This is a genomic window from Thioclava sp. F36-6, assembly GCF_002020305.1.
GTDB lineage: Bacteria > Pseudomonadota > Alphaproteobacteria > Rhodobacterales > Rhodobacteraceae > Thioclava > Thioclava sediminum.
The window spans coordinates 1074978-1100108 of the sequence record NZ_MPZX01000002.1; the positions used below are offsets into that span (position 1 = coordinate 1074978).

Below are 25131 nucleotides of genomic sequence, written 5' to 3' on the forward strand. Positions count from 1 at the left end.
CTCACTCCGCAGCCGAAGGTCGCTTCGCCGCAGCGATACGCCTCTTATTGATGTCGGCAGCACTGCGCTCAGGCAACTTGGAGCTCCGGCGAGACCGCACGATCTGATAACCGGGGCGCAGCAGCAAATAACGTAGCGGCGCGAAGATCCCCGAAGCTATGTGAACGAGGCGGGTGAAGGGGACCAACAGGAAAATGGTCAGTCCGAGCGCGATGTGCAGCTTGAACACAAGCGCCGCGCCCGCGACATAGTCCGCAGCACCCGGCTGGAACGTCCAGATCATCTGCGCCCATGTCATGAACTTGACCATCTCGTGACCGTCGGAGTGTTGCCAGCTCACCGGAACCGTCCCGAGACCGAGCAGAAGCTGAGCCAGCAGGAGCACGAGGATCGCGATATCGGCAAAGCTCGACGTCAACCGGATACGTTGGTCGGTCCAGCGGCGATAGAGCAGCATCCCGCCGCCGATCGTCGCCATCACGCCCGCGATCCCGCCTGCCACGATTGCGAGGATTTGTTTGGCGCCGTGGCTGACATGGAGCATGTCGAATACCCAGATCGGCGTCAGAAGGCCGACGACATGGCCCACGAAGATCACAAGAACCCCGACATGGAACAGGATCGATGCGATCGCGAAATGACGCTGTCGCAGCAACTGGCTCGACGAGGTTTTCCAAGTGAAGGGATCACGATCGTAACGCGCGATCGATCCCAGGAAGAGCACGGAAAGTGCGATGTAGGGGTAGATGCCAAAGAGAAACGTATTCATCTGAGCCTCCGTCATTCCGCCGCGGTTTTCGCGTGGCGCAGTTTGGGCGGATCCATCTGCGCGAGCATGTCGCGCACCTGCGGACAGCCTGCATTCGGGTCGGGACCGAAGGTAACCTCGGTTTCTTCCCAGATCTTGTCGATCTCCTCGAGATCGTCGGGGGACGGATCAGGTCGCGCGAGAATCTCGGCCACAGCCTCCTCGTCAGCCATCTCACCCGACATTTGCACGAGCGCCGTGAAGATCGCCGCATAGGCGCTCTCGCGCTTGCCCAACCGTTCCCCGACCGCAGCGAGGATATGGGCTGCATCCGCCAGCATATCGCGCGCTTCCTCGGGCGGACGAGCCGCAAGGAACTCGAGCAGCACGGGAAGATGGTCGGGCAGTTCGGTCGTTGCTGGCTCAAAACCTGCCGCACGATAGGTCTCGAGCAGGTCGACCATGGCACCGCCACGATCACGGCTTTCTCCATGGACATGTTCGAAGAGGTTGAGCGACAGGCTGCGCGAGCGGTCGAAGAGCATCACATAGTCCTCTTCGAGCGCGTAGATGTCACGGGCACCGAGTTCTTCGATCAGCGGGCGCAAGTCCCGCCGTGCCGCCGCCGTGAGCCGCGTCTCGGAGGCGAGAACGCCCCCGATTTCCGGCATCGCTTGTTGCAGTTCCTGCGTCGGATAGCTCAGCAGGACCGAGAAGGCCTTGAGCGTGCGATCGTTGAGTTGATGGTCCATCACTGCACCTCCTGCGGCATCTTGAGCGGTCTTTTGGAGCCCCCGAAGAGCGAGCCCTTCGAGATCCCGGTCGAGCAGCCGTTGCAATCGGTGAACCCGGTGCCCGCGCGCAGGTCATAGGCATCCTCGACCTGTTCACGATGGGTCGTCGGGATCACGAAGCGGTCCTCGTAATCGGCGAGCGCCATGATCTTATACATATCCTCGATCACACGACCCGAGAGACCGACACGTGCGGCGATCCCTTCGTCGCGAACCCCGTCGACGGTCTTGGCCCGCATGTAGGAACGCATCGCAAGCATCCGCTCAAGCGCGGTAGCGATCGGCGCCTCGTCACCGGCTGTCAGCATGTTGGCGAGGTAGCGCAGCGGAATACGCAGGCTCTTCACGTCCGGCATCGCGCCATCCATGCCGATCGCGCCCGCCTCGGCGGCGTTCTGGATCGGTGAGAGCGGCGGAATATACCAGACCATCGGCAGCGTCCGGTATTCGGGATGCAGCGGGAAGGCGACCTTCCACTCCATCGCCATCTTCCAGATCGGGCTTTGCTGCGCCGACTTGATCCATTCCTCCGGAACGCCATCGGCTCGTGCGGCCTCGATTACGACCGGATCGTTGGGATCGAGGAACACGTCGAGCTGCGCGTCATAGAGCTGCTGCTCGGAGGGCGCATTCGCCGCTTGCTCGATCTTGTCGGCATCATAGAGCATGACGCCGAGATACCGAATCCGGCCCACGCAGGTTTCCGAACAAACGGTCGGGTTGCCGCTCTCGATCCGCGGGTAGCACAGGGTGCATTTCTCGGATTTTCCGGTCGACCAGTTGTAATAGACCTTCTTGTAGGGGCAGCCCGAGACGCACATCCGCCAGCCGCGGCATTTTTCCTGGTCGATCAGGACGATGCCGTCTTCCTCACGTTTGTAGATCGCACCCGAAGGACACGACGCTGCACAGGCCGGATTAAGGCAATGCTCGCACAGTCGCGGCAGATACATCATGAAGGTGTTCTCGTATTCCCCGTAGATCTCCTTCTGCACCCCCTCGAAGTTGTAGTCCTTCGAGCGTTTCGAGAATTCGCCGCCAAGGATTTCTTCCCAGTTCGGCCCCTTTTCGATTTTCTCGATCCGTTCGCCAGTGATCTTGGAGCGCGGGCGGGCGGTCGGAAAAGCCTTCATCTCGGGCGCGTTGGCGAGATGCTCGTAGTCGAAATCGAACGGCTCATAATAATCGTCGATCGCAGGCAGGTCGGGGTTGGCGAAGATATTCGCCACGATCCGCCATTTCGAACCCTGCCGCGGGATCAGCTTACCGGAACGGGTGCGTTTCCAGCCACCGTTCCAGCGTTTCTGATTTTCCCAGTCGGTCGGGTAGCCGGTGCCGGGCTTAGTCTCGACGTTGTTGAACCAAGCGTATTCGACACCGTCGCGGCTGGTCCAGACGTTCTTGCAAGTCACGGAGCAGGTGTGACACCCGATACATTTGTCGAGGTTCAGCACCATGCCGATTTGTGCGCGGACTCTCATTCTGCTGCCTCCTGGGTAGCGGGCTCATCGAGCCAGTCGATCTTCTTCATCTTGCGCACCACGACGAATTCGTCGCGGTTCGCACCCACGGTGCCGTAGTAGTTGAACCCGTAGGAAAGCTGGGCGTAGCCACCGATCATATGCGTGGGCTTGAGCGTCGCGCGGGTCACCGAATTGTGGATGCCTCCACGCAGGCCGGTCTTCTGAGAGCCGGGCGTATTCACGATCTTCTCCTGGGCGTGATACATGAAGATCGTGCCTTCCTTCATCCGCTGCGAGACAACCGCCCGCGCGGTCAGCGCGCCGTTAACGTTGTAGGCTTCAACCCAGTCGTTATCTTCGATTCCCGCTTTCTTCGCGTCGGTCTCCGAAATCCAGACCACCGGCCCGCCGCGGTTCAGCGTGAGCATCAGCAGGTTGTCGGTATAGGTGGAGTGGATGCCCCACTTCTGGTGCGGAGTGATGAAGTTCAGCACAACATGCTTGTCGTCGCCGGCGAGCACATCTTGCGTCACAGTCTTCAGGTCGACCGGCGGACGATAGGACACGAAGCCCTCGCCGAAAGCGCGCATCCAGAGGTGGTCCTGATAGAGCTGCTGACGACCTGAAAGGGTGCGCCATGGGATCAGCTCATGCACGTTGGTGTAGCCGGCGTTGTAGCAGACTTCCTCGCTCTCGATACCCGACCAGGTCGGGGACGAGATGATCTTGCGCGGTTGCGCGGCGATATCACGGAAGCGGATCTTCGTGTGCTCCTGCCCTTCGGCAAGGTGCTTATGCCCGCGGCCGGTGGGCTTCTCGAGCGCCCCCCAAGCCTTGACCGCAACCTCGCCGTTGGTTTCGGGCGCGAGCATTAGGATCACCTCGGTTGCGTCGATGTCGGTATCGATTTTCGGACAACCTTTGGTGGGACCATCCTCCCATTCGCCATTGAGTTTGCGAAGCGCTTCGACCTCGTGCTTGGTATCCCAGCCAATGCCCTTGCCGCCATTGCCCAGCTTGTCCATCAGCGGACCGAGCGCCACATACCGATCGTAGATCGCACCGTAGTCGCGCTCGACAGTGACGTAGTTAGGCGCGGTTTTACCCGGGATCAGGTCGCATTCACCCTTCTTCCAATCGCGCACCTCGGGCTGAGCCAATTCGCCTGCCGTGTCGTGCAGGATCGGCGCCTGGACAATGTCGGTTTCCTGACCAAGAACCTCCGGCGAAACCTCTTGGAATTTCTTGGCGATCGCCTTGAAGATCTCCCAGTCGGACTTCGACTCGTAAGCTGGGTCTACAGCCGCTTGAAGCGGGTGAATGAACGGGTGCATGTCCGAGGTGTTGAGGTCGTTCTTCTCATACCACGAAGCGGTCGGCAGAACGACGTCGGAATAGACTGCGGTCGTCGACATACGGAAGTCGATGCAAACGAGCAGGTCGAGTTTGCCTTCCGGTGCCTCGTCATGCCAAACGGCCTCCTTCGGCTTCGCCCGACCTTCCTCGCCGAGATCCTTTCCGAGAATCCCGCTGTCGGTGCCGAGTAGGTGACGAATGAAATATTCGTGCCCCTTGCCCGACGAACCCAAGAGGTTCGAGCGCCACACATAGAGATTGCGCATCCAGTTTTCAGGAGCGTCAGGGTCCTCGCAGGACATCTGCAGCTCACCGGACTTCAGCTTTTCGGCCACGTAGTCTTTGGGATCCATGCCCGCTGCCTTGGCAGCCTTGGTGACCTCAAGCGGGTTCGTCTTGAGTTGCGGCGCCGAAGGCAACCACCCCATACGCTCGGCGCGTATGTTGTAGTCGATCAGCGAGATGTCCCAGTCACCCTTCGGCGCGGTCGGAGACAGGATCTCGTCCACCCCGAGCGTTTCGTAACGCCATTGGTCGGAATGGGCATAGAAGGCTGAGGTGCCGTTCATCTGACGCGGCGGGCGCCCCCAATCCAGAGCGAAGGCGAGCGGAAGCCAACCCGTTTGCGGGCGCAGTTTCTCCTGACCGACATAGTGGCTCCAACCACCACCTTCCTGACCGACGCAACCGCACATCACCAGCAAGTTGATGATGCCACGGTAGTTCATGTCCATATGATACCAGTGGTTCAGACCCGCCCCCAGGATCACCATGGATTTGCCGTGAGTCTTTTCGGCATTGCTGGCGAACTCGCGTGCGACCGCGATGATCTTGTCGGCGGAGACCCCGGTGATCTTCTCGGCCCATTTCGGCGTGTAGGGCAGGTCCTCATTGAAGTCATGGCTGACCCAGTCGCCCCCCAGACCACGATCGAGACCGTAATTCGCACAAAGGAGGTCAAACACGGTCGCGACCATGGCCTCGCGGCCATCAGCGAGCGTGACCTTTCTAACCGGCACGTTTCGGGTCAGGACGTCAGGGTGTTGGCACTTGACGAAATTCTCCGTAGCGGCGCCGCCGAAATAGGGGAAATCGACACCGACGACATCGTCATGGCACTCTTCCATAACCTGGCTAAGCCGAAGCTTCGCCTCTCCCGTGCTGGCGCGGTCCTCGAGGTTCCACTTGCCCTCTTCCCCCCAACGGAAACCGATGGACCCGTTCGGCACGACCATCGCCCCGGAGGCTTCATCATAGGCAACGGTCTTCCATTCGGGGTTGTTGCTCTCACCCAATCCGTCTGCGAGGTCCGAAGCCCGAAGCATCTTGCCGGGGATGTGGCGGCCATCCTCCTCATCGAGCAGCACGAGCATCGGCATGTCCGAATAGCGACGCGCATAATCCTCGAAATACTCGGCCTGACGGTCGAGATGATATTCGCGCAGGACCACATGCCCCATCGCCATCGCCAGCGCCGAGTCGGTGCCCTGCTTGGGATTGAGCCAGATGTCACCGAATTTCGAGGCTTCCGAGTAATCAGGGCAAATCACGGCGGATTTGGTGCCGCGGTAGCGGGCCTCGGTATAGAAATGAGCGTCCGGCGTGCGGGTTTGCGGCACGTTCGAGCCCCAAATCAGCAGATAGCCCGCATTATACCAATCCGCAGATTCCGGGACGTCGGTCTGCTCGCCCCAGGTCTGCGGCGAGGCAGGCGGAAGATCGCAATACCAGTCATAGAAGGACAGACAGGTGCCGCCCAGCAGAGACAGGTAACGCGCACCTGCAGCGTAGCTGACCATCGACATGGCCGGGATCGGCGAGAAGCCGAAGACGCGATCGGGCCCGTAGGTCTTTGCAGTATAGGCATTGGCGGTCGCAGCGATCTCGGTAGCTTCGTCCCAGCTCGCGCGCACAAAACCGCCCTTCCCGCGGGCCTTGGTGTATTCGGCGCGCAGCAGAGGATCGCTCTGGATGGCAGTCCATGCTTCGATTGGCGACTTGGTCTTGCGCATCTCGCGCCACATTTTCAGCAGCTTGCCACGCACCATCGGGTGCTTCATCCGCGCTGCGGAATAGAGATACCAGCTATAGGAGGCGCCGCGGGCACAGCCGCGCGGCTCGTGGTTGGGCAATCCGGGACGCGTGCGCGGGTAATCGGTCTGCTGGGTCTCCCATGTCACGATCCCCGACTTCACGTAAATCTTCCAGCTGCAAGACCCGGTGCAGTTCACACCATGGGTCGAGCGGACGATCTTGTCGTGACGCCAGCGGGACCGATAGGTCTCTTCCCATTTACGGTCCTCGCGGGTCACCTGCCCGTGGCCGTCGGAGAACTGCTCCAACTCCTTGGATTGCAGGAAATTAAGTCTGTCGAGCAAGTGGCTCATGTCGCGTCTCCTTGCGGAAATGGATTGGAAGCGCGCGCCGCGGGACGCCACGGCGCGCGCCGGTCGCGTCAGCAGGGAACGGAGGCGCCCTTGCGGCTGTAGAAGAACCACGTCACCACCACGCAGAGCGCGTAGAAGATCATGAAGCCCCACAGAGCTGCGTTGGGAGCGCCGGTCAGGCTGATCGACGTGCCGTAGAATTTCGGGATGAAGAAGGCACCATAGGCCGCGATCGCCGAGGTGAAGGCGATGATCGCCGAGCTCTCCAGCTCCGATTGCTTGAGCGTGGCGGCCGCGTCGAGATGCGGGTTCAGACGCGGCACTTCCTGACGCATGATCGAGGGGATCATCTGGAAGGTCGAGGCATTGCCCACGCCGGTCAGGAAGAACAGCGCCATGAAGCAGGCGAAGAAGCCCCAGAAGCTACCGGCGTCACCGGCCGAGGGCAGAAACTGCAGCACCCCCCAGACGGCGACGATCATGCCGACGAAGGTCCAGAAGGTCACGCGACCGCCACCGAACTTGTCGGAAATCCAACCCGTGCCGGCCCGGCTCAGCGCGCCCACGAGCGGCCCGAGGAAGGCGAACTGCAGCACGTCCACCTCAGGAAACTGCGTCTTCATGAGCAGCGGGAAGCCAGCGGAATAGCCGATGAAGCTTCCGAACGTGCCGGTGTAGAGGACGCACATCACCCAGTTGTGGAAGCGCGAGAAAATCACTGATTGCTGTTTGAACGAAGCGCTGGCCGATGCGATGTCATTCATCCCGAACCATGCGGCGATCGCCGAAAGGACGATGAAGGGCACCCAGACGAAACCAGCGTTCTGCAGGAAGAGCTCACCCCCTGCCGACAATTGCTGGGGCGCGCCGCCGAGGGAGCCGAAGACGCCCGTGGTGATCACGATCGGCACGAGGAACTGCATCACCGAGACGCCCGCGTTGCCGAGGCCTGCATTGAGAGCCAGCGCGTTCCCCTTGGTCTTCTTGGGGTAGAAATAAGCGATGTTGGCCATCGAGGAGGCGAAGTTTCCACCACCGAAGCCGCAGAGCAGCGCGAGCAGCAGGAAGATGGCGTAGGGGGTCTCGGGGTTCTGCACCGCAAAGCCGATACCGAGCGCGGGCAAAAGCAGCGTGGCGGTCGAGAAGGCCGTCCATTTGCGGCCGCCGAAGATCGGGATCATGAAGCTGTAGAAGATGCGCAGTGTCGCGCCCGACAGGCCCGGCAGTGCCGCCAGCCAGAACAGTTGTCCGGTAGAGTAGTCGAAGCCGATTGCGGGAAGCTTGGCGACCACGACGGACCACACCATCCAGACCGAGAAGGCGAGGAGAAGCGCGGGGATCGATATCCAGAGGTTGCGGGTGGCGATCGCATGCCCGCGGGTTTTCCAGAACTCCGGATCCTCGGGACGCCAGTCGGTCAGCACGTGGCCGCTTTGACCGGAGGTTGCTGTTGTGGTGGCCATTGGAGTGGCTCCTTCAGAAATGTGCGAGGGGGGCGGGCCACCCAGCGGGAAGCCCGTTGGGTATTCATCAAGGCATGGACTTCGCGAGCGGCTCATCGGGCACATCGGAAAGATACTTCTCTCCTTTGAGACCAGGATGCCGTGCATGTTCCATGCGGCGGATGGCGATGTGCATCCAGACCGTCGAGACGAGGACCAGCACGAAGAGCAACATGAAGGGAGCAGTCCAGACACCGCTTTGGTCGAGCAAGAAGCCGAAGCTGATGGGCAGGAAGAAACCACCCAGTCCCCCGATCATGCCGACGAGTCCGCCAACGGCCCCGACGTGATGCGGGTAATAAACCGGGATATGCTTGTAGACGGCAGCCTTTCCGAGGCTCATCACGAAGCCCAAGATCACGGTCATCACCATAAACATCGTCGCGTTGAGGCCGAAGGTGAACGAGATCGGGCCGTGGATGCCTTCAACTGTGTAGCTGGTCTCGGGGTAGCTCATGACGAACAGGAGCACGAGCGAGACAATGAAGGTCAAATACATGACGAAACGCGCGCCCCATTTGTCGGACATCCACCCACCAAGAGCGCGGAAAACGGAACCAGGCAGGGAGTAGAAGCCAGCAAAGACTCCGGCCGTCGTGAGCGGCAGCCCATAAGCCCCGACATAGTAGCGCGGCAAGAACGAGGCGAGCGCAACAAAACCGCCGAAGACGAAGAAGTAATAGGTAGCGAAACGCCAAACCTGGATATTCTTGAGCGGTGCGAGTTGGTCCCCTGCAGATACCGGTTTGGCGCCAGTCTTCTTGCGTTCCTGTTGCACCGGATCGGTCTTCGCAGTCAGGTAGAAGAACACTGCCGTTGCAGCGAGAACGACGGCATAGACCTTCGCAGTCCCTTCCCAGCCAAGCGCGACGACAAGGAAGGGAGCAGCGAAGTTCGTCACCGCAGCGCCGACGTTGCCCGCGCCGAAGATACCCAAGGCGGTGCCCTGACGTTCTTTCTCGAACCAGCGTGACGTGTATGCGACGCCGACAATGAAGGACCCCCCCGCCAGGCCAAGGCCAAGTGCTGCGATCAGGAAAACCTCGTAGGTGTGAACCGTTGCCAGCAGCCAGACAGCAACTGCCGTAATGAGCATCTGCAGCGGAAACATGATCCGGCCACCGAACTGCTCGGTCCAGACGCCAAGGAAGATACGGCTGATCGAACCCGTCAGAACCGGGGTGGCAACCAACAGTCCGAACTGCGTATCGGACAAGCCAAGCTCCTGCTTGATCCGGACGCCAATGATCGAAAAAATCGTCCAGACCGCGAAGCAGACGGTGAAGGCGAAAGTGCTGAGCCCCAATGCCCGGTATTGGTCCGAACGAGTGACTCCATCGAGTGTATGCATGTTCTCTCTCCGCAGTTGGGCCGACGTGAACCGCCGGTCTGGTTGCGGACAGATCAACAGGCAGGGAGACTGGAAAAGGTTGATCGAAATCAAACCGATTAGCTGGTAGGATCGAAATAAGTCACCGCTCGGCAAGGATCACGCCGACAGAAAACACCTATCAACCCGCTCGCCAATCGGTGACAATTGACCGCTTGATATTTATCAAGCATCACCGTCAGGCACGATTAGAGGTGAAGCATGGCCATCCGCTTGCGCGACGATGAATCTTCCGAGATTCGCGCGCTACGACTGTTTTCCGGGATCGACGACGAGAATTTTTCTGCGTTGATCCGAGGTGCCTATGTCCAAAACTTTCCGCCGCAAATCGAGTTGTTCACTGAGGGCGAGACTAGTGATTTCCTTCACGTCGTCATCAGTGGGTCGGTGGAATTGTTCGCAACATGGAATGGGCGCGAAACGACGATGGAGACGCTGCAGCCCGTCTCAACCTTCATCGTGGCGGCTACCGTCAAAGCAGCGCCCTACCTGATGTCTGCGCGCACGCTTGAAAAGTCGCGCATCATCTTGGTGCCATCAGAGGATGTTCGTGCAATCTTCGATGCCGACCAGACATTCGCACGCAACGTCGTAACAGAGCTCGCTCAGGGATATCGTGGGGTTGTGCGGAACACAAAGAACCTAAAGCTCCGAACTTCCCTTGAGCGCCTGGCCAACTACCTTGTTCATCGCCACACATGCGAGGATAAGGCAGATGTCTTTGATCTTGGGATCGAAAAACGGCGTCTGGCTTCTTACTTGGGCATGACACCAGAAAACCTGAGTCGAGCGATCCGTCAGCTGGAACCCTACGGCGTGCAAGTTGACGGAAGCTGCGTTACGATCACCGATGCAAAAGATCTTCGTGCTTTTGCCAAACCTTCTGAACTGATCGACGATCCCTGTTCCTGAAGGTCAGCGCCTTCCGTCGGCCTCGTCGATCAGTAAGCGTTGCATCTGACCCCGCTCACGCGTCTGTCGTTTCGCGCTCAGGGAGCCTATCTTGGCGCTACGCGCCAAGATGGAAAGCAAGCAATCATTGCCTTTTCCGTTAGTGAGCTTTGGAACCCTATGCAGCGAGGTCGGACGGTTGCCTTTCTCGGGGCTCCGTCCTCGGCCGCGAATTCGCCAAGATGCAATGAGGAAGGTCGGAAACCAGTCTTCATCGATCCCTAGATTCTTGCGGCGCAGTTCCGAGAGTGTCTTAGAGAGACGGGTCTCAATGTCATTTGCTGTGTCCGACGGGAAGAACCGAATATCGGCAATCCGAAAGTGAACCGAGCGACGCGGGCCGCTCCTGGTGGGGACGGAACGTCTCGTCATTCCAACGACCCTGCAGTTCGACAGAAAATCAAGGGTTCACGGCTATGCACGATAGAAAACCTCACCCGTGGTTCGCACAAGCGGCGAGCCGTCCTCCGAGAGAACTCATGGGGCTGCACTCCGGCGACATTCCACGAACGGGGTCAATACATGCGGTTCTCTTGTCAGGAGCGCTTTTGAGCATCGTCATTGAAAAAACTCCCGCCACTCATCGTCGGAGAAATTGCAAGAAAGATCGTCGTGAACCTTTTCCAAGGCCAGACGTTCAAACGCAGCTGTGCGATATGCCTCAGCGGTTCTTTCGCTTCGGTGACCACAGGCCTTCATGGCTAACTCGACGCCGCGGGAACCGAAACGGGCGAATTCATCATGGAGCTTCGTTCGCGCCGCGTGCGATCCTGTCCCCAGAACTTGGCTCCAGAGGAAGCTCACGTAATTCTTGTGAGGTGCTGTGTCGTCATAGTTCACAAACAACAATCGTCGTTTCTGGAAACAAGATTCTCGCATTTCCGACAAGTAGATCGGCGCACACCCTTGCAGCACGACTTGATCAATGAAGAAGGCGAAGACTGGATGGATGCGGGACTGAAACCGACGACCAGTCTTCGATACCTTCAAATCGAATTTGTAGCCAGCTTCGTCCCAGGCAAGTTCCTTGCCGAACGAGATGCGTGTATCCGCGACGCGCAACGGTAGTGCTGCAAACAGAGTGATCGCAAGCGCGGCATTCCGTCGATACTGAGCATGTCGTGGATTTGGCAGCCGGTCGGCTTCTCCAAGCATCTCGAAAGCTATCGCAAACATCTCCGAATATGTCGGCAATGAGAGGACCTTTGCCTCCTTCTTTGGCTGAATCTTGGCGGAACGACGCTCGTGGAAACGAACACGCTCAAGAAGATAATCGAGAACTTCCTCCTTGGCGCCGATGTATCGTGCGAAGTCGCGCACTTGCCGCATCGCAGAATGAATAGTGACCGGTGAGAGTGGGCGCTCTCGGTTGAACAGGGACTTCTCATACTCCCGGGTTGCCTCCAATGTCAGGTCCATCGCCAGACCGCGATCACGTGCGACTTTGGCAAACTCCCGCAACTTCACTTTCGTCGTTGCGATCATGGAAGGCGCAGGGGGATTGGCCGCAACGCCCGGCAAGCCATCTTCCATCGCTGCAAGGGCCTCCAACCAGCTGTGCGGAAGATCACTAATATCCAGGGAGAACCTTTTCTCGCGCGGCTTGTGAGATCTATGCCTGTCTTCTGGGGGGCCGTGCCATCGCGCAATGGCGATGTCCAATTCACGTTCAAAAGGAGAGCGCTCAAAGATTTTCCTGAGCGCCGCTCGCAGCGAGGTCAGTTTACCCCACGTCCAATATTCGGTAGCTTTCGATATAAGGCCCGCATCAATGTGTGCCTCAGCATCCAGTTTCAATGCAGAAAAAAACTCGTCTACAATCGAAATCTGTGCAACCGAAATTTCACGCCTAACGATCTGAGTCAGAGTTTGGTCAATATCCAGCATTTGTGTTAATCGCCCGCGCTCGATAATTTCTCTTGCCCTTTTCACGCGATACGTCGGTGCGTTTCCATTCTTCATTTGGAGAACCCCGCCATCTTAATAATCTTATCCTGAACTTCGAGAAGCTCTCGCTCTTCATCAATCCAAGCATAATATTTACGAACTACGTTCGGGGTATTACACAAAAGCCGCGCGGCGCCAGCGTAGTCTCCAGGCTGAGCTCGTAAGTAAAGAGAAGCGAGTCCATGCCGAAAATTATGCGGGAACATTTGAAGGTGATGATTGCGTGCGTGGCGATGCAGCCAGCCCCGCAAAACGGTTGAAGAAAGTTGGCCCCCCCCATAGCCAGGAAAGAGAAAATCCGACTCTTCCGATCCATGAATCTCTGGCCGAATTTCATCAAGATACCAGATCAATACCTCCAGCGCTCGCGTTGGACCGTCCACGAGCGATGCCTTGATATCACGCTTATTTTTCACGGAATGCGCTGGTAGTAATACGTATGCTTGCCTCCGCGCCCCAACGGGAAGGATGAGATTTGCATCCTCTCCCCTATGTCGAAGTTGAAGCATATTCGACACTCGCAGCGGCACCCCCCATAACGCGATCGCGGAAAAGCATGCAAGAACTCCCAGCTGAATAATTCTTCGCTCCTTGTAAGGAGAATTAAAGACTTCCGCTCGTAATGACTGAGCGTCCCTCATGAATGCCAGATGTAAACTTTGAAAAGTAAGTTCGGCACGACGATTTCGAAGAAGATGCTGGCAAAACGCTTTTGCCGGTTCAGACATCTCTTGCGCGTCGCGTTGCCCCTTTTTTAAGGTAGGGTTTATCTTGAGCGATGCTCTCATAAAGCTCGTATCAAGGTGCAACCACTCTGCGAGGATGGCGATGTTAGTTATATAGGAACGCATCGTGCGCTCCGAAATGCGGATGTTTCCATCTTGGTCTTGGATCCAAGCCCGAACAATTTCGAGAAATACAGGGCGATCGAAAATCTTCTCAAACGCGAGGATCTCATGTCTGATGACACCGATCATTAATCCGGTCCGAAGATACTTATTGAGAGCCGCCTGGCGCACATTTTGCGCAGCTTTGGAAAGCCCAAAGACCGCTTCCCCACTAATTTCATCCATCTCGCCGGACGAAGCGCTTTCGATCAACTGATGGGCTTGCTGTTGCAGATGAAAGGGAATGTGATCGGGCGCCGACCTCCGCACCCTATCCGGAACTTCCAGGTCGCATGTTGGCAGAGTCCCCGCGATTTCGGATGAAAGGTGTCGATACTCATTCAGCCTGCGCACCGCCTGAGAAATGGTTCGACGACGTCTTGCATCGAGTGCATCAGAGAGGGTAGAGAGCCATGCGCCGTCAAGTTCATGAGGCTGGCGTCCAGAACGTCTAGCTTCTTTTGCAAGCTGCACGATCGGTATAAGTTCCTGGCGCCTGCGGCCAAAGGTTCCATCGACTAGCCTTTCGCATTCGAAAAGTAATTTGCTCCAGAGATCATTGGGGACGACGGTGTTCGCTGTCGTGGCTCCGCTGCTCTTTTTCAGTATGGAAACGACCCTCTGGCGCCAACCTTTGTAGGATTTGAATGTTTTGAAAAGATCGGGATCATAGTTTTTGCGATGGAAACGCCCCTCAAACGCCACCACATCCGCAGGGATACTAGCGAGACTGTTGACTTGATAAACTTTCAAGCAACGGCGGATCGCATCTCGGTAGATCTTTTTCGTTCCATCCGTATATCCCGCCTCGCATTCAATCCACCGAAGCACATCTACCATTGTGCCAACTGCGCCATCTTCTTTCTTTCCGGACATGTTCGCTAATTCCACTTTTCTTCGATATAACCGACTGGAGAACCGAACACTCCATTTCTTTGAGACGCCGAAAAAGAGAGAGTGTTCCGTTGTTTTCTCGCTAACACCCACTCTGTTCCTTATTACGCAGGTAGAGCATCGTGCTCGCCTTCGCCGTGTCGCCCCCTGTAGTGTCAACCAGACGCACAGCCTTCCCAAATCGCGGCTCAAGCCACCATTCGAATGGCTCGTTCAAGCGCCACGCATCGACGTGCGCGGGCAAGTAGCGACGAATTCGCGGGCCAAGATCCGCGTGATGCGGCAACCTCCACTTCGGGTCTCTTTCGTTGCCAGCCCGGCGGATCGTGTGTTCCTCGACGCCCGCCATCTCCGCTAGCTGCTTCACCGAAAGAAGTGGCCGCTGGAGCTGTGGCAGCTCTGAAGATGGGATCTGATGAAGTCGCCACAATCGGCGGAGCAGGTCGACGAAATTCACGCGCCCGCCCGGCATCATCTCGCAAGAGAGCTCGCCCACTACTTTCGTGGCGGTCTTGCGTGTAACGCTCAGGTGCTCTGCGATCCTCGATATCGTCATCGGATGATAGCTCGCATATTTGATGGCAATTTTTCTCATGCCATCATTTTTTCACATCACACCTCTAAACGGGAACGCCCAAAGACGGTCAAAAGCCACGAAACAGCAAAAGACTTGTGGATTACGAGGCATTTCCGAACTCGAACAAGAAGGCTCAAAGCGAATTAGGAGATAATTGCGCAATTTTAGCCGAAATCGACCCTTCTATTGCGCAAAAACATATATTTTTTCGCACAGGAAATTGCCATTACGGATACGATTTCTTTTTCGATTTTTAGACGAAAGAAACCGACGAGTAGGCAGGCAAAAGCAATTGCCTTGGAACGGGTTCTCAACCTGGCAATCGGATGTAATTGACTCATCGCTGTATTTGACTGCAGCGCTCGTCGGCGTGGAGACCGTTGTGCTCCTCAAGCCAATAGGATCAAAGCCAGTGGCCGTGCGGTGCGCAAGATGGGCGTGCGGTCATCCTCCGCGCCCGGGACGAGCATACGCGCGGCCTCCCGGCAGCCCCCTACCAGTTCTCGGGGCTCGCGTTCGATTTCAACCGTTCCCGGCTGCATCCGGGACAGTCGTAGGGTTGCCGCGAAAGTCTTCCCCTCCATCGTTGCTCTCGCCGCGACAGCAATATTCTGGATATTGGATCCTGAGCCTAAGCGGAAAGTCCATCGATAGAGACGATGCGACCATGCAGCTTCACCAGATCTGCTTGGCGCGCCGGGACCTGACGAAGTCCAGTATGCCCGAGATAAAGGGCGAGACTGACAATGACGATCACGCCGCCGACCAGCATGGACGGCGTTGGCTGAATGCCGGTTCCGGCCCAGATCCAGATTGGGCCGAGAACGGTTTCGCGAAGCATCAGCAGGCTCACGTTCGATGGGTGCGTGTAGCGAGATGAAAGCGAGAGCGAGAAGAACGACACGGGGAGCACCAGCCCGCCTGCGAGGGCAGTTGCCCAAACGTGCCACTCAGTCATGCGCCCGGTCCCGTCAATGCAAGACCTGCAAGCCCCGCCAGTGTGGCCCCACCACCTACCAGGAGCAGGATCGGCAATTGCGCATTGGCTCGGATGGTAACGAAACTGATCGCCAAACACATCGCGACGCCCAGACCTATTGCTGCACCAAGCAGTGGACTACCGGTGGTCTGCCCGGGATCCGTCCCGAAAACTGCAATGCCGATTCAGGACAGCACGACTGCGGTCGTGACCCAGGTCGTCCAATGTTCCCGTTCGCCCAGAAACATCTAGGACAACAGCACAGCAAAGATCGGCACGGTGGCAACGCTGAATAAAACAACCGAGACCGGCGCAACCGCGATGCCAAATGCGAAAAGCGAAGCGTTTCAAGATTGACAAAGCAGGACGAGCACACCGGCCCAGCAGATAGTGACACGCAAATCTTTGCGAAGTTGCCGTCGCCGGAAAATCAGCCAAGCCAGCAACATCGCAGAGCCCATCAGGAGCCCGCGCCAAGCCATCATCTGGCTGCCGCTCATCTCCGACCACCGCATGAGCAGAGTGTCAGGTGAGATCGCCAGCGCCCCAAAGAGGGCGAGGAAGATACCGAACCTGGGGTTGCTTGTCATTTTCGATTCCAGAAGCGAGGAAGCGCCCAAGCCTTACCGGTCCACTGGTAGCATTCCAAGCTTTGTCGAAGCATCGTTAGGTCTCAAAAGGAACAGAGCAGCATCTCGTCGCTTCCGACCCTTACCTGCCGTCCGCTTCGCGTCCGAGCGCTGCGGTGCAGCGTCTCGAGAGCGGCCATTGGTTCATCGTGCAGCATTTTTGGAGGATGACGGTCTGCTGTGCGGACGAAGCCGACGGTCGCGCCCTCGTCGTCTGGTTGTTGCCCGAGATGCGTTATCGGCGCGACCGTTCAGCCGGGAAGCCCGTCGATTCTTTCGATGGCGACCAGGTCGTTGTCCCAGGTCGCGCGACTGGAACAGCAGATATGCGCGTTGGGTCGTATATCGATCCGGCTGTCCAGCGACCCTGCTGGCACGACAAGCAAACCAATCTCCGGTTGGGAAACAGGCAGCGCGGCCCCGCAGTCGGAGCAAAAGCCCTTAACATGGCGTGAACCGGCGAGCCGGAACGTCTTGATGTTTTCCTCACCTGACATCCATTTAATTTTGGCCGTGGACGAAAACAGGTTTGCCGAATGGGCCGAACCGCTGTCCTTGCGGCAGCGGGCGCAGTGGCACAGGAAAAAGCTCTCGAACTCTCCCGATATGCGGAATTTCACAGCGCCGCACAGGCATTGTCCTATGGCCGGATTGTCGTCCATTCACACTCCTCTCGAGAGACAAGCTCCTGCCGCCAGTCGAATGCATTTTCATTTCCTCCTTGTATCCGCGTGTTGGATCACGGTCAAAAGGGGCTCGAAGCGGGCTTGCGGCGTCGCGGCACGGCTGGGCGCTCTCAGTGAGCAAAGATCGTCGCTCTCGGCCCTGAGTTGGACATTGAAGTTGGCGGGTCTGCGCAAATGCTGCTTGATCGAACCCGCCATTTTCGCATCGTGCAGCCGTCGCTCACGGCTTGTAGACGAATGATGCTTCGCCAAGAGATGGTGCTCACTTTAATCGTTGCGGTGGTTGGTCTCGTCGCGATCACGTTCATATCTTTTCATGTCCGGAAATTCCGGCAGCCAGGCTTCGCGACGAACGACCCAATTCTCATAGGTTGGTTTCAATTGGTCGGGCGCATCGAGGCAACCGAGATGCAGTTCGACCTCATCGCCACTTCGCGCGAAAACGGACGATCCGCAGCGTGGACAAAAATTCCTCCCGGCATATTCACGCGTGTCGCCGTCGATCTTCACCGCGTCTTCAGGGAAAACGGCGGCCGCGTAGAATAGGGCGCCATGATGTTTGCGACAGTCGAGGCAGTGACATATGCCGACCCGATAGGGGCGACCCGAAGCCACAATTCGAACATCGCCGCACATGCAACCGCCCGTGAAACGCTTCATGATCGTGTTTCCCCTCGATCAAACCTGTGAAAATTCAGCCGCGCGCTGCGGCATCGCCGGTCTTGCCCGCAACATGAACGGCCAGTTTGCCAAGCGTTTGAGCGCCAAATTCGACAGCCCCAAAGCCGATAACCACTGCGCGGCGTGCTGGCGTCGGATGCATCTGGCGCAGGGTGACAACCGTCTTTCCATTATCCTGCTTGTCGAAAGTGACCAGAAGCCGGAACCGGTCAGGATCATCATCGACATCGCGACCGTGATCGGCCTCGATCAGGCTTGGTGCCTCGACCCGCAGAAAATCCATACGGTTCGAGAACGGCGTGCCGTCCGGGGCAATCATGTCGAACCGCCATACACCGCCTGCCCGGATGTCGGCTTCATGCGACTCGATCTGGAAGCCGTCAGGCCCAAACCATTGCACGATTTGCGCTGGATCGGTCCATGCTGCGAAGGCGGTTTCTCGGTCAGCGTCGACGACACGCGAGATGACAATTTCTTTTTCCAAAGGCCACTCAGCCCATGCAGAGACGATATCGGCGGCTCCATCAGTCATCGGATTTCTCCTCCTTCATTTTCTCGAGGTGACTCTCAAAGCGATCCAGGCGGCTCTCCCACTGCTTGCGGTGGGAGGCCATCCAATCTTCCGCAGCTTTCAAAGCCATCGGGTTCAACGTGCAGACACGGCTTCGCCCCTGTCGTTGCGACACGATAAGGCCAGCGTCTTCCAGAACACCGAGATGCTGTGTGAAGGACGGCAGCGCCATGTCGAATGGCTGGGCCAATTGTGAGACGGCGGCCGACCTTTCGCTAAGTTTCTGAACTACTGCCCGCCGCGTCGGATCGGACAATGCGATGAAGACCCGTTCTATGGGGCGTTTTGAGTTAGGCATGCGCCTAAGCATGTGGCTGCAATAAGGTTAGGTCAATACCTAACCTTGAGAAGCCTGCAGGGGCATAGCCGATTTCGGTGCGACGCACAGCAACGGGAATGCTCAGCTCAGTGCGGCTTTGCGGGTCCACAGAGATCAGAAGTTCAGGCAGGGAAGAAAACGTTGGCCTTCGGCCCATTGCGGCCCTTGATCCCAAGGCGCACCGCTGCGGCACAGCGTCACCGAACCGCTCCTCCGTCCCTTGCGCAGCAAACTGGTTCCGCAGAGGTCCGCATTGCGGACAAAGTCGCCGCGCCTTGGCTTCGGTCTTGTCCAGATGCCGCGTTACCATGCCGAGGCGGCTCTGACCGCCCGCGAGTTCGTCGAGGTTCTGACCGATTTTCCGCCGTCACTCTCGCCGGTTTCTATCCTCTACCCACGCAACCGGCGGCTCTCCCCCGCCTGTGGATGTTTCGAGATTGATTGGGGGCAGTGGTCTGAGGGCGCAGGGCTCCGGCGGAGCGGCACCGCTATCAGGGCGGCAGACCGGACTCGCGCATCGCCGTGAAGATCGCCTGCAGGTGCCCGCGCATGGCATCCGCGGCGGCGTCCGCCGCGCCCCGTTGAATGCAGGCGACCACCTCCTCATGCTGTAGGCTGTGACGTTCGGTGAATTCGGCGACACCGAGTTTTCGGTAAGTGACTTCCCATTCGCGCTGCCAGGCCGCATGGCGGCGCGCGCCCGCGAGATAGTCGAGAAGGCCAAGCAGGATGGGATTGCCTGTTACCTCTGCGATACCACGGTGAAAGGCGGCGTCGAGCCGTTCGCAGTCGGCCCGGGTTGCGGCACGGCGGCCCCGGTTGACCAGATCGGAAAGATAGGCGATCTCGGCAGGGGTCGCGAGCGCAGCTGCCTCGGCGGCGACGGAGGGCTCGAGGGTCAGGCGCGCCTGCATCAGCTGAAGCGGTGAAGCCCCTTGCACTAGAATGGTCTCGCGCACAGGGTGGCCCCGCGGGCGGGGGCCAAGGAACGTGCCTTGCCCGACATGCCGCCAGAGGTCGCCAGCGAGCTCCAGCTCGGCCAAGGCATTGCGCAGCGTCTCACGGCTGCACCCCAACCGACGCGACAGATCCCGCTCCGGCGGCAGCTGTCCGCCCGGCGCGATGGCGGCCGCCGCGCAATAGTCGCGCAGCGCTTCCACAACCTTTCGAGTTCGCTTCGTGGTCATTCGCACCCCCATACAGACCAATTTGCAGACCAATCCGGCATCATGCAACAGCGGCGCGGTTTGAAGGAGAACGAACATGCTGACAGGTATAATACTCGTGCTGGCCGGCTTGGGCGCCGGTGCGCTCAATGCAATCGCGGGTGGTGGCACCTTTCTGACGTTTCCGGCACTCGTCTGGGCCGGTGTTCCGCCCATCATGGCGAATGCGACCGCGACCTTTGCAGCCCTTCCGGGCTATGTGGGCAGCGCCTGGGCCTATCGCACGGATATCGAGCGCGGCGGGAAGCCTCCTCTCGCCCATCTTTTCGGCACGGCGATCGTCGGGGGGCCCGCTGGCGCTAGTCTGCTGCTGGTCACGCCGGAAGAGCTGTTCTCGGGCGTGGTGCCCTGGCTCTTGTTGATGGCGACCTTGGCCTTTGCCACCGGACCGTCCTTCGTTCGGTATCTCGCGAAGTCCGGGCGCGAGACGCCCAGCCCCACCGCACTTGCTCTTGTGTTCGTGGTCTCGGTCTATGGCGGCTATTTCAACGGTGGCCTCGGCATCATGCTGCTCGCGGCTTTCGGCGTCATCGGCATGACCGACCTGCACCGGATGAATGGGTTGAAGAACTTGATGTCCGTGATCCTATCGGTGGTCTCGGTCGCGACATATGCCATTGCGAGCCTGATCGACTGGGGCAACTTGCTGATCGTCGGCCTGTCCTGCGCCATGGGCGGATACATCGGCGCGGTTCTGGCGCGGCGGGTTCGGAACACGGCCGTGCTGCGTCTGTTCATTATCGCAATCGGCTTGATCATGACCGTTGCCTTCTTTATGCGCCCCGCAGGTTGATCTTTCGTCAAACCGTTGAAACTTTCGGCGAAAGCTGATGTTGAGGCGTCGCGTTGCACATTCTGAAGTCACTTGGCCCGGCTGTGGCCCGCGTTCCAACCAAGGAGGCGCTGCGCGCGGGGCTTGGCGCGCTGATCGGATTGGCGCTAACCGGATTGTTCCTGTTGTCGCCGACCGTCGATCTGGACCTCGGTCTTTATCTCGTCGCGCCCTTTGGGGCGTCCTCGGTTCTGCTCTTCGCCGTTCCGAACAGCCCCCTGGCGCAGCCCTGGTCGGCGATCGTGGGCAATACCGTCGCGGCCTTTGTCGGGGTTGCGGTGTGCCTTTTTGTAGCGGACCCCGCCTTGCGCATCGCGCTCGCCGTCGGGCTTGCCATCACCGCAACCATCCTGTGCCGCGCAGTCCATCCGCCCGCTGGTGCCGTCGCCATGACCGCGGCCATGTCCCCGGACGCCATCGCGCATCTGGGGTTTTGGTTCGCCCTGACGCCAATTGCGTTCGGCACCATCGCACTGGTTCTGCTGGCAACCCTCTATGCGCGACTGACGGGACGCCACTATCCTTTCCGGCAATTCGAGGATCCCAATATTCATGGAACCGCAGATCGCAATCCGATCGAGCGACTTGGGCTTTCGGAAGAGGAGCTGACCGGGATTCTCGAACGCTATCGTCAGTCGTTCAACCTCGGCGTCGAAGACCTAGCCCGACTGATCGGGGCCGCCGAACTGCAGGCGGCGGCGCATTCGTCGGGCCCGTTGACTGCGCAAGACATCATGTCGCGCAGTCTCGTCACCGTCACGTCGAACGCCCCATTGGGCGAGATCGCGGATCTGTTCCGGCAGCATCACTTCACATCGCTTCCGGTCGTTGGCGTGGATCAAACCTTTCTGGGCGTGATCTTCCAGATGCATCTCATCAGCCAGGCCCGCGACGATGCCCTGCGCCTTGATCGCGGCTTTCGGGCAGCGTTCCGCAGGTTGTTGGATCGGGACAGGGAAAGACCGATGACCGCCGCTGATATCATGAGTGTCGCCAGCCCCCGCGCTACCGGCGACACCCCGATCGGGGCCTTGCTGCCGATGATGGCCGAGGGAGATACAGATGCCGTTCCGGTCCTTGAATACGGCAAGATCGTCGGCATCGTCACCCGGACCGACCTCGTGGCAGCGCTGTCCCGGAGCGCGGCGCGCGCCGGCTCCGCCTGACCGGGGTGCCTGGGACCTGGATGCGGCTCAGACCACGTCTCTCACGGTCTGGATCCCTTTCTCGGTCACGATGAGATCGAGCGGGATGTCACGAGGTTGCGGGAAGATCGTCTGAAGGCGCGCCTCTTGAAACCCGATACCGACGACAAAGGGTTTCGGTTCCAGCGCGGCTCGAGTTCGGTCGAAATAGCCCCCGCCATATCCGAGGCGATAGCCTTCTGTGGTCCAGCCGACGAGCGGCGCAATTGCGATATCGTGCGTGACGATCCGAGCGTGCGGAGCCGGGACGGGAATGTTCCAGTCGCCGCGCGCCATGCGGGTATCGGGCGTCCAGCGGCGAAAGGTGAGCGGGTCCGCGTTGGTTTCGACCAGTAGCAGGGCGACGGTGATCGGTCTTGTGACGCTTGGCCATCAGTTGGCGCAGGTCGGGTTTACTCTTGATCGGCCAGTAGGCGGAAAAGACCTTGCCTGGTGCCCCGCCGAAGCGGTCTTTCAATACCTGCCGCAGATGCCGACCAGCGGCTCGCTGATCTCCTTGCGCTCTGCAACCGACAGAGCCAGACGCGCAGTGCGGCCGCGGTCGGCCTTTCGCCAACGGGCCACGTCGCGGGCCTGTTCGCGATCGACGGCCAGCGAATCGAAATAGCCCGGGCGACCTCGGAGGCAGGTCAATGCCGCCTCTGGTCCGACCAATTAGACGGCCACGCATCCTTTTTTGGCGGCCATGCTGGTCGCCGTTCGATGGGCCTTGAGGTATGTCGCGTCGATCATCACGGCCTTTTCTCCGCCGTGTTCCGACGCCAGCCCAGACATCATCCGCGCGAAGATGCCTTTTTCGCTCCGACGCCTCCATCGGCTGTAGAGCGTTTTGTTGGGGCCATAAGCAGCAGGAGCGTCGCACCTGCGCAAGCCATTGCGGTTGACGAAGATAATCCCGCTCAGCACCCGCTTGTATTCAATTGGGCACTAGCACATCGTGCGGTCATAAGCTTCATCGTCCAAACGGTAGAACAGCTGACCGGAAAAGAGGTATCGCCGGTTGTCGCCAATGCCCTCAAGTAGATACGCGATGGCAACCTAGCGATGGTGGCCCACGACAGCCCACTTAGCAAAGGCACCGATGAGGAGCTCGATAATCTCATCGAAAGGTCCTAAGTATGATAGGCCAGCCGGCCCCCGCGCACAGGTAAGCGCAGAGGCCTATTGATTCCCGACTGTTTTTGCTCTAAATTGATCACGTAACCTTTCATCGAGAGTTGGGTTGAAAAGGCCGTTGGGTGTGTCGCAGCCTCAATGGCCTTTACTTTTGCACGGCGCCGAACGAGGGCAGCGCGCGCTCGAAAACAGGCTGCCGCACTGCGTTTAGAGATGCTGGCCGTGCCCTCGTTGCAGGACCACCGCCATGCGCCCTCATATCGTCGTTCAGTTGGCTGGTGCGCCGCCTCTGCGCATCTTTGCCTCGATAGCCCGTTTCGTCGTTAGGAGCGCGCGCGAAGCCAGGGAAGACCGAGTCACAAATGCGGTCGATATGAAGAAGTTGCTTCGCGTAGCAGACATCGGTGTAAAGTGCAGCGAACGACCGCATTCCTGAAGGTTTTTCGATGCGGGCCGCGGCGCGACGTGGGCGGCCGGGAGGCGGCGGCCCGCGTTGACAAACCTCGGAAGGAGGAAGCCGCGGGGGGCTTGGATAACCCTATGGGGAAAATGCGTGGGCGGTCGGGGCAGCGGCTGCATCCGGGGTGCGAGTGATGGCGAGCCAAATGCCTGATACGGTCGCAAACGACGCGGCCGGTGATCCCGACAAAGCTGTGCGTTTCTGAGCGCCTGCCGGCTTTGGCCGCGCTGTAAACGGGAGCGCACAAGCTATTCGGACCGGATCAGCGGATTGTAGCCGGTGCTGCTTCGTGTCGGATGAGGGGCGATATCTCATGCGGCCTGCTCCTTGGATGGCGCACGTGCCATCGGTTTCTGGCCGCGCCGGAAGATTTCGACGATGCGCATGGGTCCGCCGCAGCAGGGGCATGGCTCACGCAGGGTGAGCGGGGTGATCTTGGTCTGCGGGTCCGGCACGGCGACCTGTTGAGACCGCTGGACGCAGAGCAAAGCGCGGATTCTGGTGATGTTGGCCTTGCGGGCGGAGCTGGAGAGCAGCCCGTAGTGCCGGATGCGGTGGAAGCCGTCTGGCAGGACGTGGATCAGGAAGCGGCGGATGAACTCCGGCGTGGCCAGCCGCATGACCTTTTGCCGGTCGCCGGATTTGATCCGGTAGTCCTTCCAGCGGAACGCGACGGTATCGGCATCGGCGCTGACCAGGCGATTGTTCGAGATCGCCACCCGGTGGGTATAGCGACTGAGATAGGCCAGCACAGCCTCGGGTCCTCCGAAGGGTGGCTTGGAATAGACCACCCATTCGTTCTTGCGGAACGGGGCGAGCCAGGCGGCGAAGGCTCCCGCGTCAGCCAGTCCGGCGAGGTCACCGAAAAAGTTGAGCGCGCCCGTGCGATGCAGGTCGAGAAGGTCCTCGATGAACAGCCGCCGGAACAGCCGCGACAGCACCCGCACATGCAGGAAGAAGCCCGGGCGGTGGGAGACCCACCGGGTGCCGTCGGGCGACAGGCCGCCGCCCGGAGCGATCATGTGGATGTGGGGATGATGCGTCAGCGCTGAACCCCAGGTGTGGAGCACGCTGGTCATTCCAACCCGGGCGCCGAGGCGCCTGGGGTCGGCCGCGATGGTCATAACGGTTTTGGCCGAGGCGCGGAACAGGAGACCGTAGACCGCCTTCTTGTTCCAGTAGGCGATCTGGGCGATCTCCGCTGGCAGGGTGAAGACGATGAGGAAGTATTCCACGGGCAGCAGGTCTTCGGCCCGCGCCGCCATCCAGTCGCGCGCCGCCGGTCCCTGACATTTGGGGCAATGCCGGTTCTTGCAGCTGTTGTAGGCGACATGGTGGTGGCCGCACTTGGCACAGCCCGCCACATCCCGCCGAGCGCCTCGGTCCGGCAGGCCTCGATCGCTGACATGACCTTCAGCTGGGTCAGGCTGACATGCCCTTCATTGGCCTGCCGCCACGCAGGACCATGGGCACGGAAGATGTCAGCGATCTCCAGCCTTGGCCGGAACACCGACCCCGGGGGCTACTCCAG

The 25131-nt window shown here is 59.3% G+C and carries 19 protein-coding genes and 2 pseudogenes; 3 read left to right on the forward strand and 18 right to left on the reverse strand.

Annotated elements, in window-relative coordinates; genetic code table 11:
- Nucleotide 1 precedes the first annotated feature (1 nt).
- The 6 genes from narI to BMI88_RS12365 form a co-directional block, all read right to left on the reverse strand.
- Entirely contained in the window at nt 2-769 is a 768-nt protein-coding gene (narI, locus tag BMI88_RS12340) for a respiratory nitrate reductase subunit gamma (RefSeq protein WP_078522424.1), read from the reverse strand.
- A gap of 11 nt (nt 770-780) precedes the next feature.
- A complete protein-coding gene (gene narJ / locus BMI88_RS12345; RefSeq protein ID WP_078549142.1) occupies nt 781-1500 on the reverse strand; it encodes a nitrate reductase molybdenum cofactor assembly chaperone in 720 nt (239 codons plus the stop codon).
- Nucleotides 1500-3023, reverse strand: a complete 1524-nt coding sequence (gene narH / locus BMI88_RS12350) for a nitrate reductase subunit beta (protein WP_078549144.1) — start codon at nt 3021-3023, stop codon at nt 1500-1502. Before narH ends, narJ begins: the two co-directional genes overlap by 1 nt.
- Nucleotides 3020-6748 (reverse strand): nitrate reductase subunit alpha, encoded by a 3729-nt coding sequence (locus BMI88_RS12355; protein ID WP_078522421.1) that lies wholly within the window; start codon nt 6746-6748, stop codon nt 3020-3022. The genes narH and BMI88_RS12355 overlap by 4 nt, the downstream gene beginning before the upstream one ends.
- 68 nt (nt 6749-6816) lie before the next feature.
- On the reverse strand, nt 6817-8211 hold the full coding sequence (locus tag BMI88_RS12360) for a NarK family nitrate/nitrite MFS transporter (RefSeq protein WP_078522420.1): 1395 nt from the start codon (nt 8209-8211) through the stop codon (nt 6817-6819).
- Between the two features lie 67 nt (nt 8212-8278).
- Complete coding sequence (locus BMI88_RS12365; protein ID WP_078522419.1) at nt 8279-9601, reverse strand: nitrate/nitrite transporter; 1323 nt, start codon at nt 9599-9601, stop codon at nt 8279-8281.
- A 240-nt stretch (nt 9602-9841) separates the two neighbouring features.
- Between BMI88_RS12365 and BMI88_RS12370 the strand changes: the two genes are divergently transcribed.
- Nucleotides 9842-10552 (forward strand): cyclic nucleotide-binding domain-containing protein, encoded by a 711-nt coding sequence (locus tag BMI88_RS12370; protein ID WP_093477004.1) that lies wholly within the window; start codon nt 9842-9844, stop codon nt 10550-10552.
- Nucleotides 10553-11149: 597 nt separating this feature from the next.
- On the opposite strand, the gene BMI88_RS12375 is transcribed toward BMI88_RS12370, so the two are convergent.
- The 9 genes from BMI88_RS12375 to BMI88_RS12420 form a co-directional block, all read right to left on the reverse strand.
- On the reverse strand, nt 11150-12553 hold the full coding sequence (locus tag BMI88_RS12375) for a hypothetical protein (RefSeq protein WP_133051969.1): 1404 nt from the start codon (nt 12551-12553) through the stop codon (nt 11150-11152).
- The gene (locus tag BMI88_RS19600; protein WP_146673561.1) at nt 12550-14412 is read right to left on the reverse strand and encodes a tyrosine-type recombinase/integrase; all 1863 of its coding nucleotides are present in this window, start codon (nt 14410-14412) and stop codon (nt 12550-12552) included. Before BMI88_RS19600 ends, BMI88_RS12375 begins: the two co-directional genes overlap by 4 nt.
- Complete coding sequence (locus BMI88_RS12385; RefSeq protein ID WP_078549150.1) at nt 14402-14914, reverse strand: hypothetical protein; 513 nt, start codon at nt 14912-14914, stop codon at nt 14402-14404. The genes BMI88_RS19600 and BMI88_RS12385 overlap by 11 nt, the downstream gene beginning before the upstream one ends.
- Before the next feature lie 613 nt (nt 14915-15527).
- The gene (locus BMI88_RS19880; RefSeq protein ID WP_246831878.1) at nt 15528-15854 is read right to left on the reverse strand and encodes a hypothetical protein; all 327 of its coding nucleotides are present in this window, start codon (nt 15852-15854) and stop codon (nt 15528-15530) included.
- A gap of 901 nt (nt 15855-16755) precedes the next feature.
- A complete protein-coding gene (locus BMI88_RS12400; RefSeq protein WP_078549154.1) occupies nt 16756-17166 on the reverse strand; it encodes a GFA family protein in 411 nt (136 codons plus the stop codon).
- 291 nt (nt 17167-17457) lie between these two features.
- Nucleotides 17458-17850, reverse strand: a complete 393-nt coding sequence (locus BMI88_RS12405; protein ID WP_078549156.1) for a GFA family protein — start codon at nt 17848-17850, stop codon at nt 17458-17460.
- Between the two features lie 34 nt (nt 17851-17884).
- Nucleotides 17885-18403, reverse strand: coding sequence for an SRPBCC family protein (locus BMI88_RS12410; RefSeq protein ID WP_078549158.1), 519 nt, complete (start codon nt 18401-18403; stop codon nt 17885-17887).
- Entirely contained in the window at nt 18396-18752 is a 357-nt protein-coding gene (locus tag BMI88_RS12415) for a metalloregulator ArsR/SmtB family transcription factor (protein WP_348638893.1), read from the reverse strand. Before BMI88_RS12415 ends, BMI88_RS12410 begins: the two co-directional genes overlap by 8 nt.
- 500 nt (nt 18753-19252) lie before the next feature.
- Nucleotides 19253-19948, reverse strand: a complete 696-nt coding sequence (locus BMI88_RS12420) for an FCD domain-containing protein (protein ID WP_146673562.1) — start codon at nt 19946-19948, stop codon at nt 19253-19255.
- A 76-nt stretch (nt 19949-20024) separates the two neighbouring features.
- Here BMI88_RS12420 and BMI88_RS12425 point away from each other — a divergent pair, with 76 nt between their 5' ends.
- Both BMI88_RS12425 and BMI88_RS12430 read left to right on the forward strand, forming a co-directional pair.
- Nucleotides 20025-20780: a sulfite exporter TauE/SafE family protein gene (locus tag BMI88_RS12425; protein WP_078549160.1), complete on the forward strand. Its 756-nt coding sequence runs from the start codon at nt 20025-20027 to the stop codon at nt 20778-20780.
- A 53-nt stretch (nt 20781-20833) separates the two neighbouring features.
- Nucleotides 20834-21985, forward strand: coding sequence for an HPP family protein (locus BMI88_RS12430; RefSeq protein WP_078549162.1), 1152 nt, complete (start codon nt 20834-20836; stop codon nt 21983-21985).
- Nucleotides 21986-22012: 27 nt separating this feature from the next.
- On the opposite strand, the gene BMI88_RS19885 is transcribed toward BMI88_RS12430, so the two are convergent.
- The 3 genes and pseudogenes from BMI88_RS19885 to BMI88_RS12450 form a co-directional block, all read right to left on the reverse strand.
- Nucleotides 22013-22375, reverse strand: coding sequence for a 5-formyltetrahydrofolate cyclo-ligase (locus BMI88_RS19885; protein WP_341853198.1), 363 nt, complete (start codon nt 22373-22375; stop codon nt 22013-22015).
- 280 nt (nt 22376-22655) lie between these two features.
- Nucleotides 22656-22945 (reverse strand): annotated as a pseudogene (locus tag BMI88_RS12440) (transposase); the annotation flags it as partial.
- Nucleotides 22946-23911: 966 nt separating this feature from the next.
- Nucleotides 23912-25110: pseudogene (locus tag BMI88_RS12450) on the reverse strand (IS91 family transposase).
- Nucleotides 25111-25131: the final 21 nt, after the last annotated feature.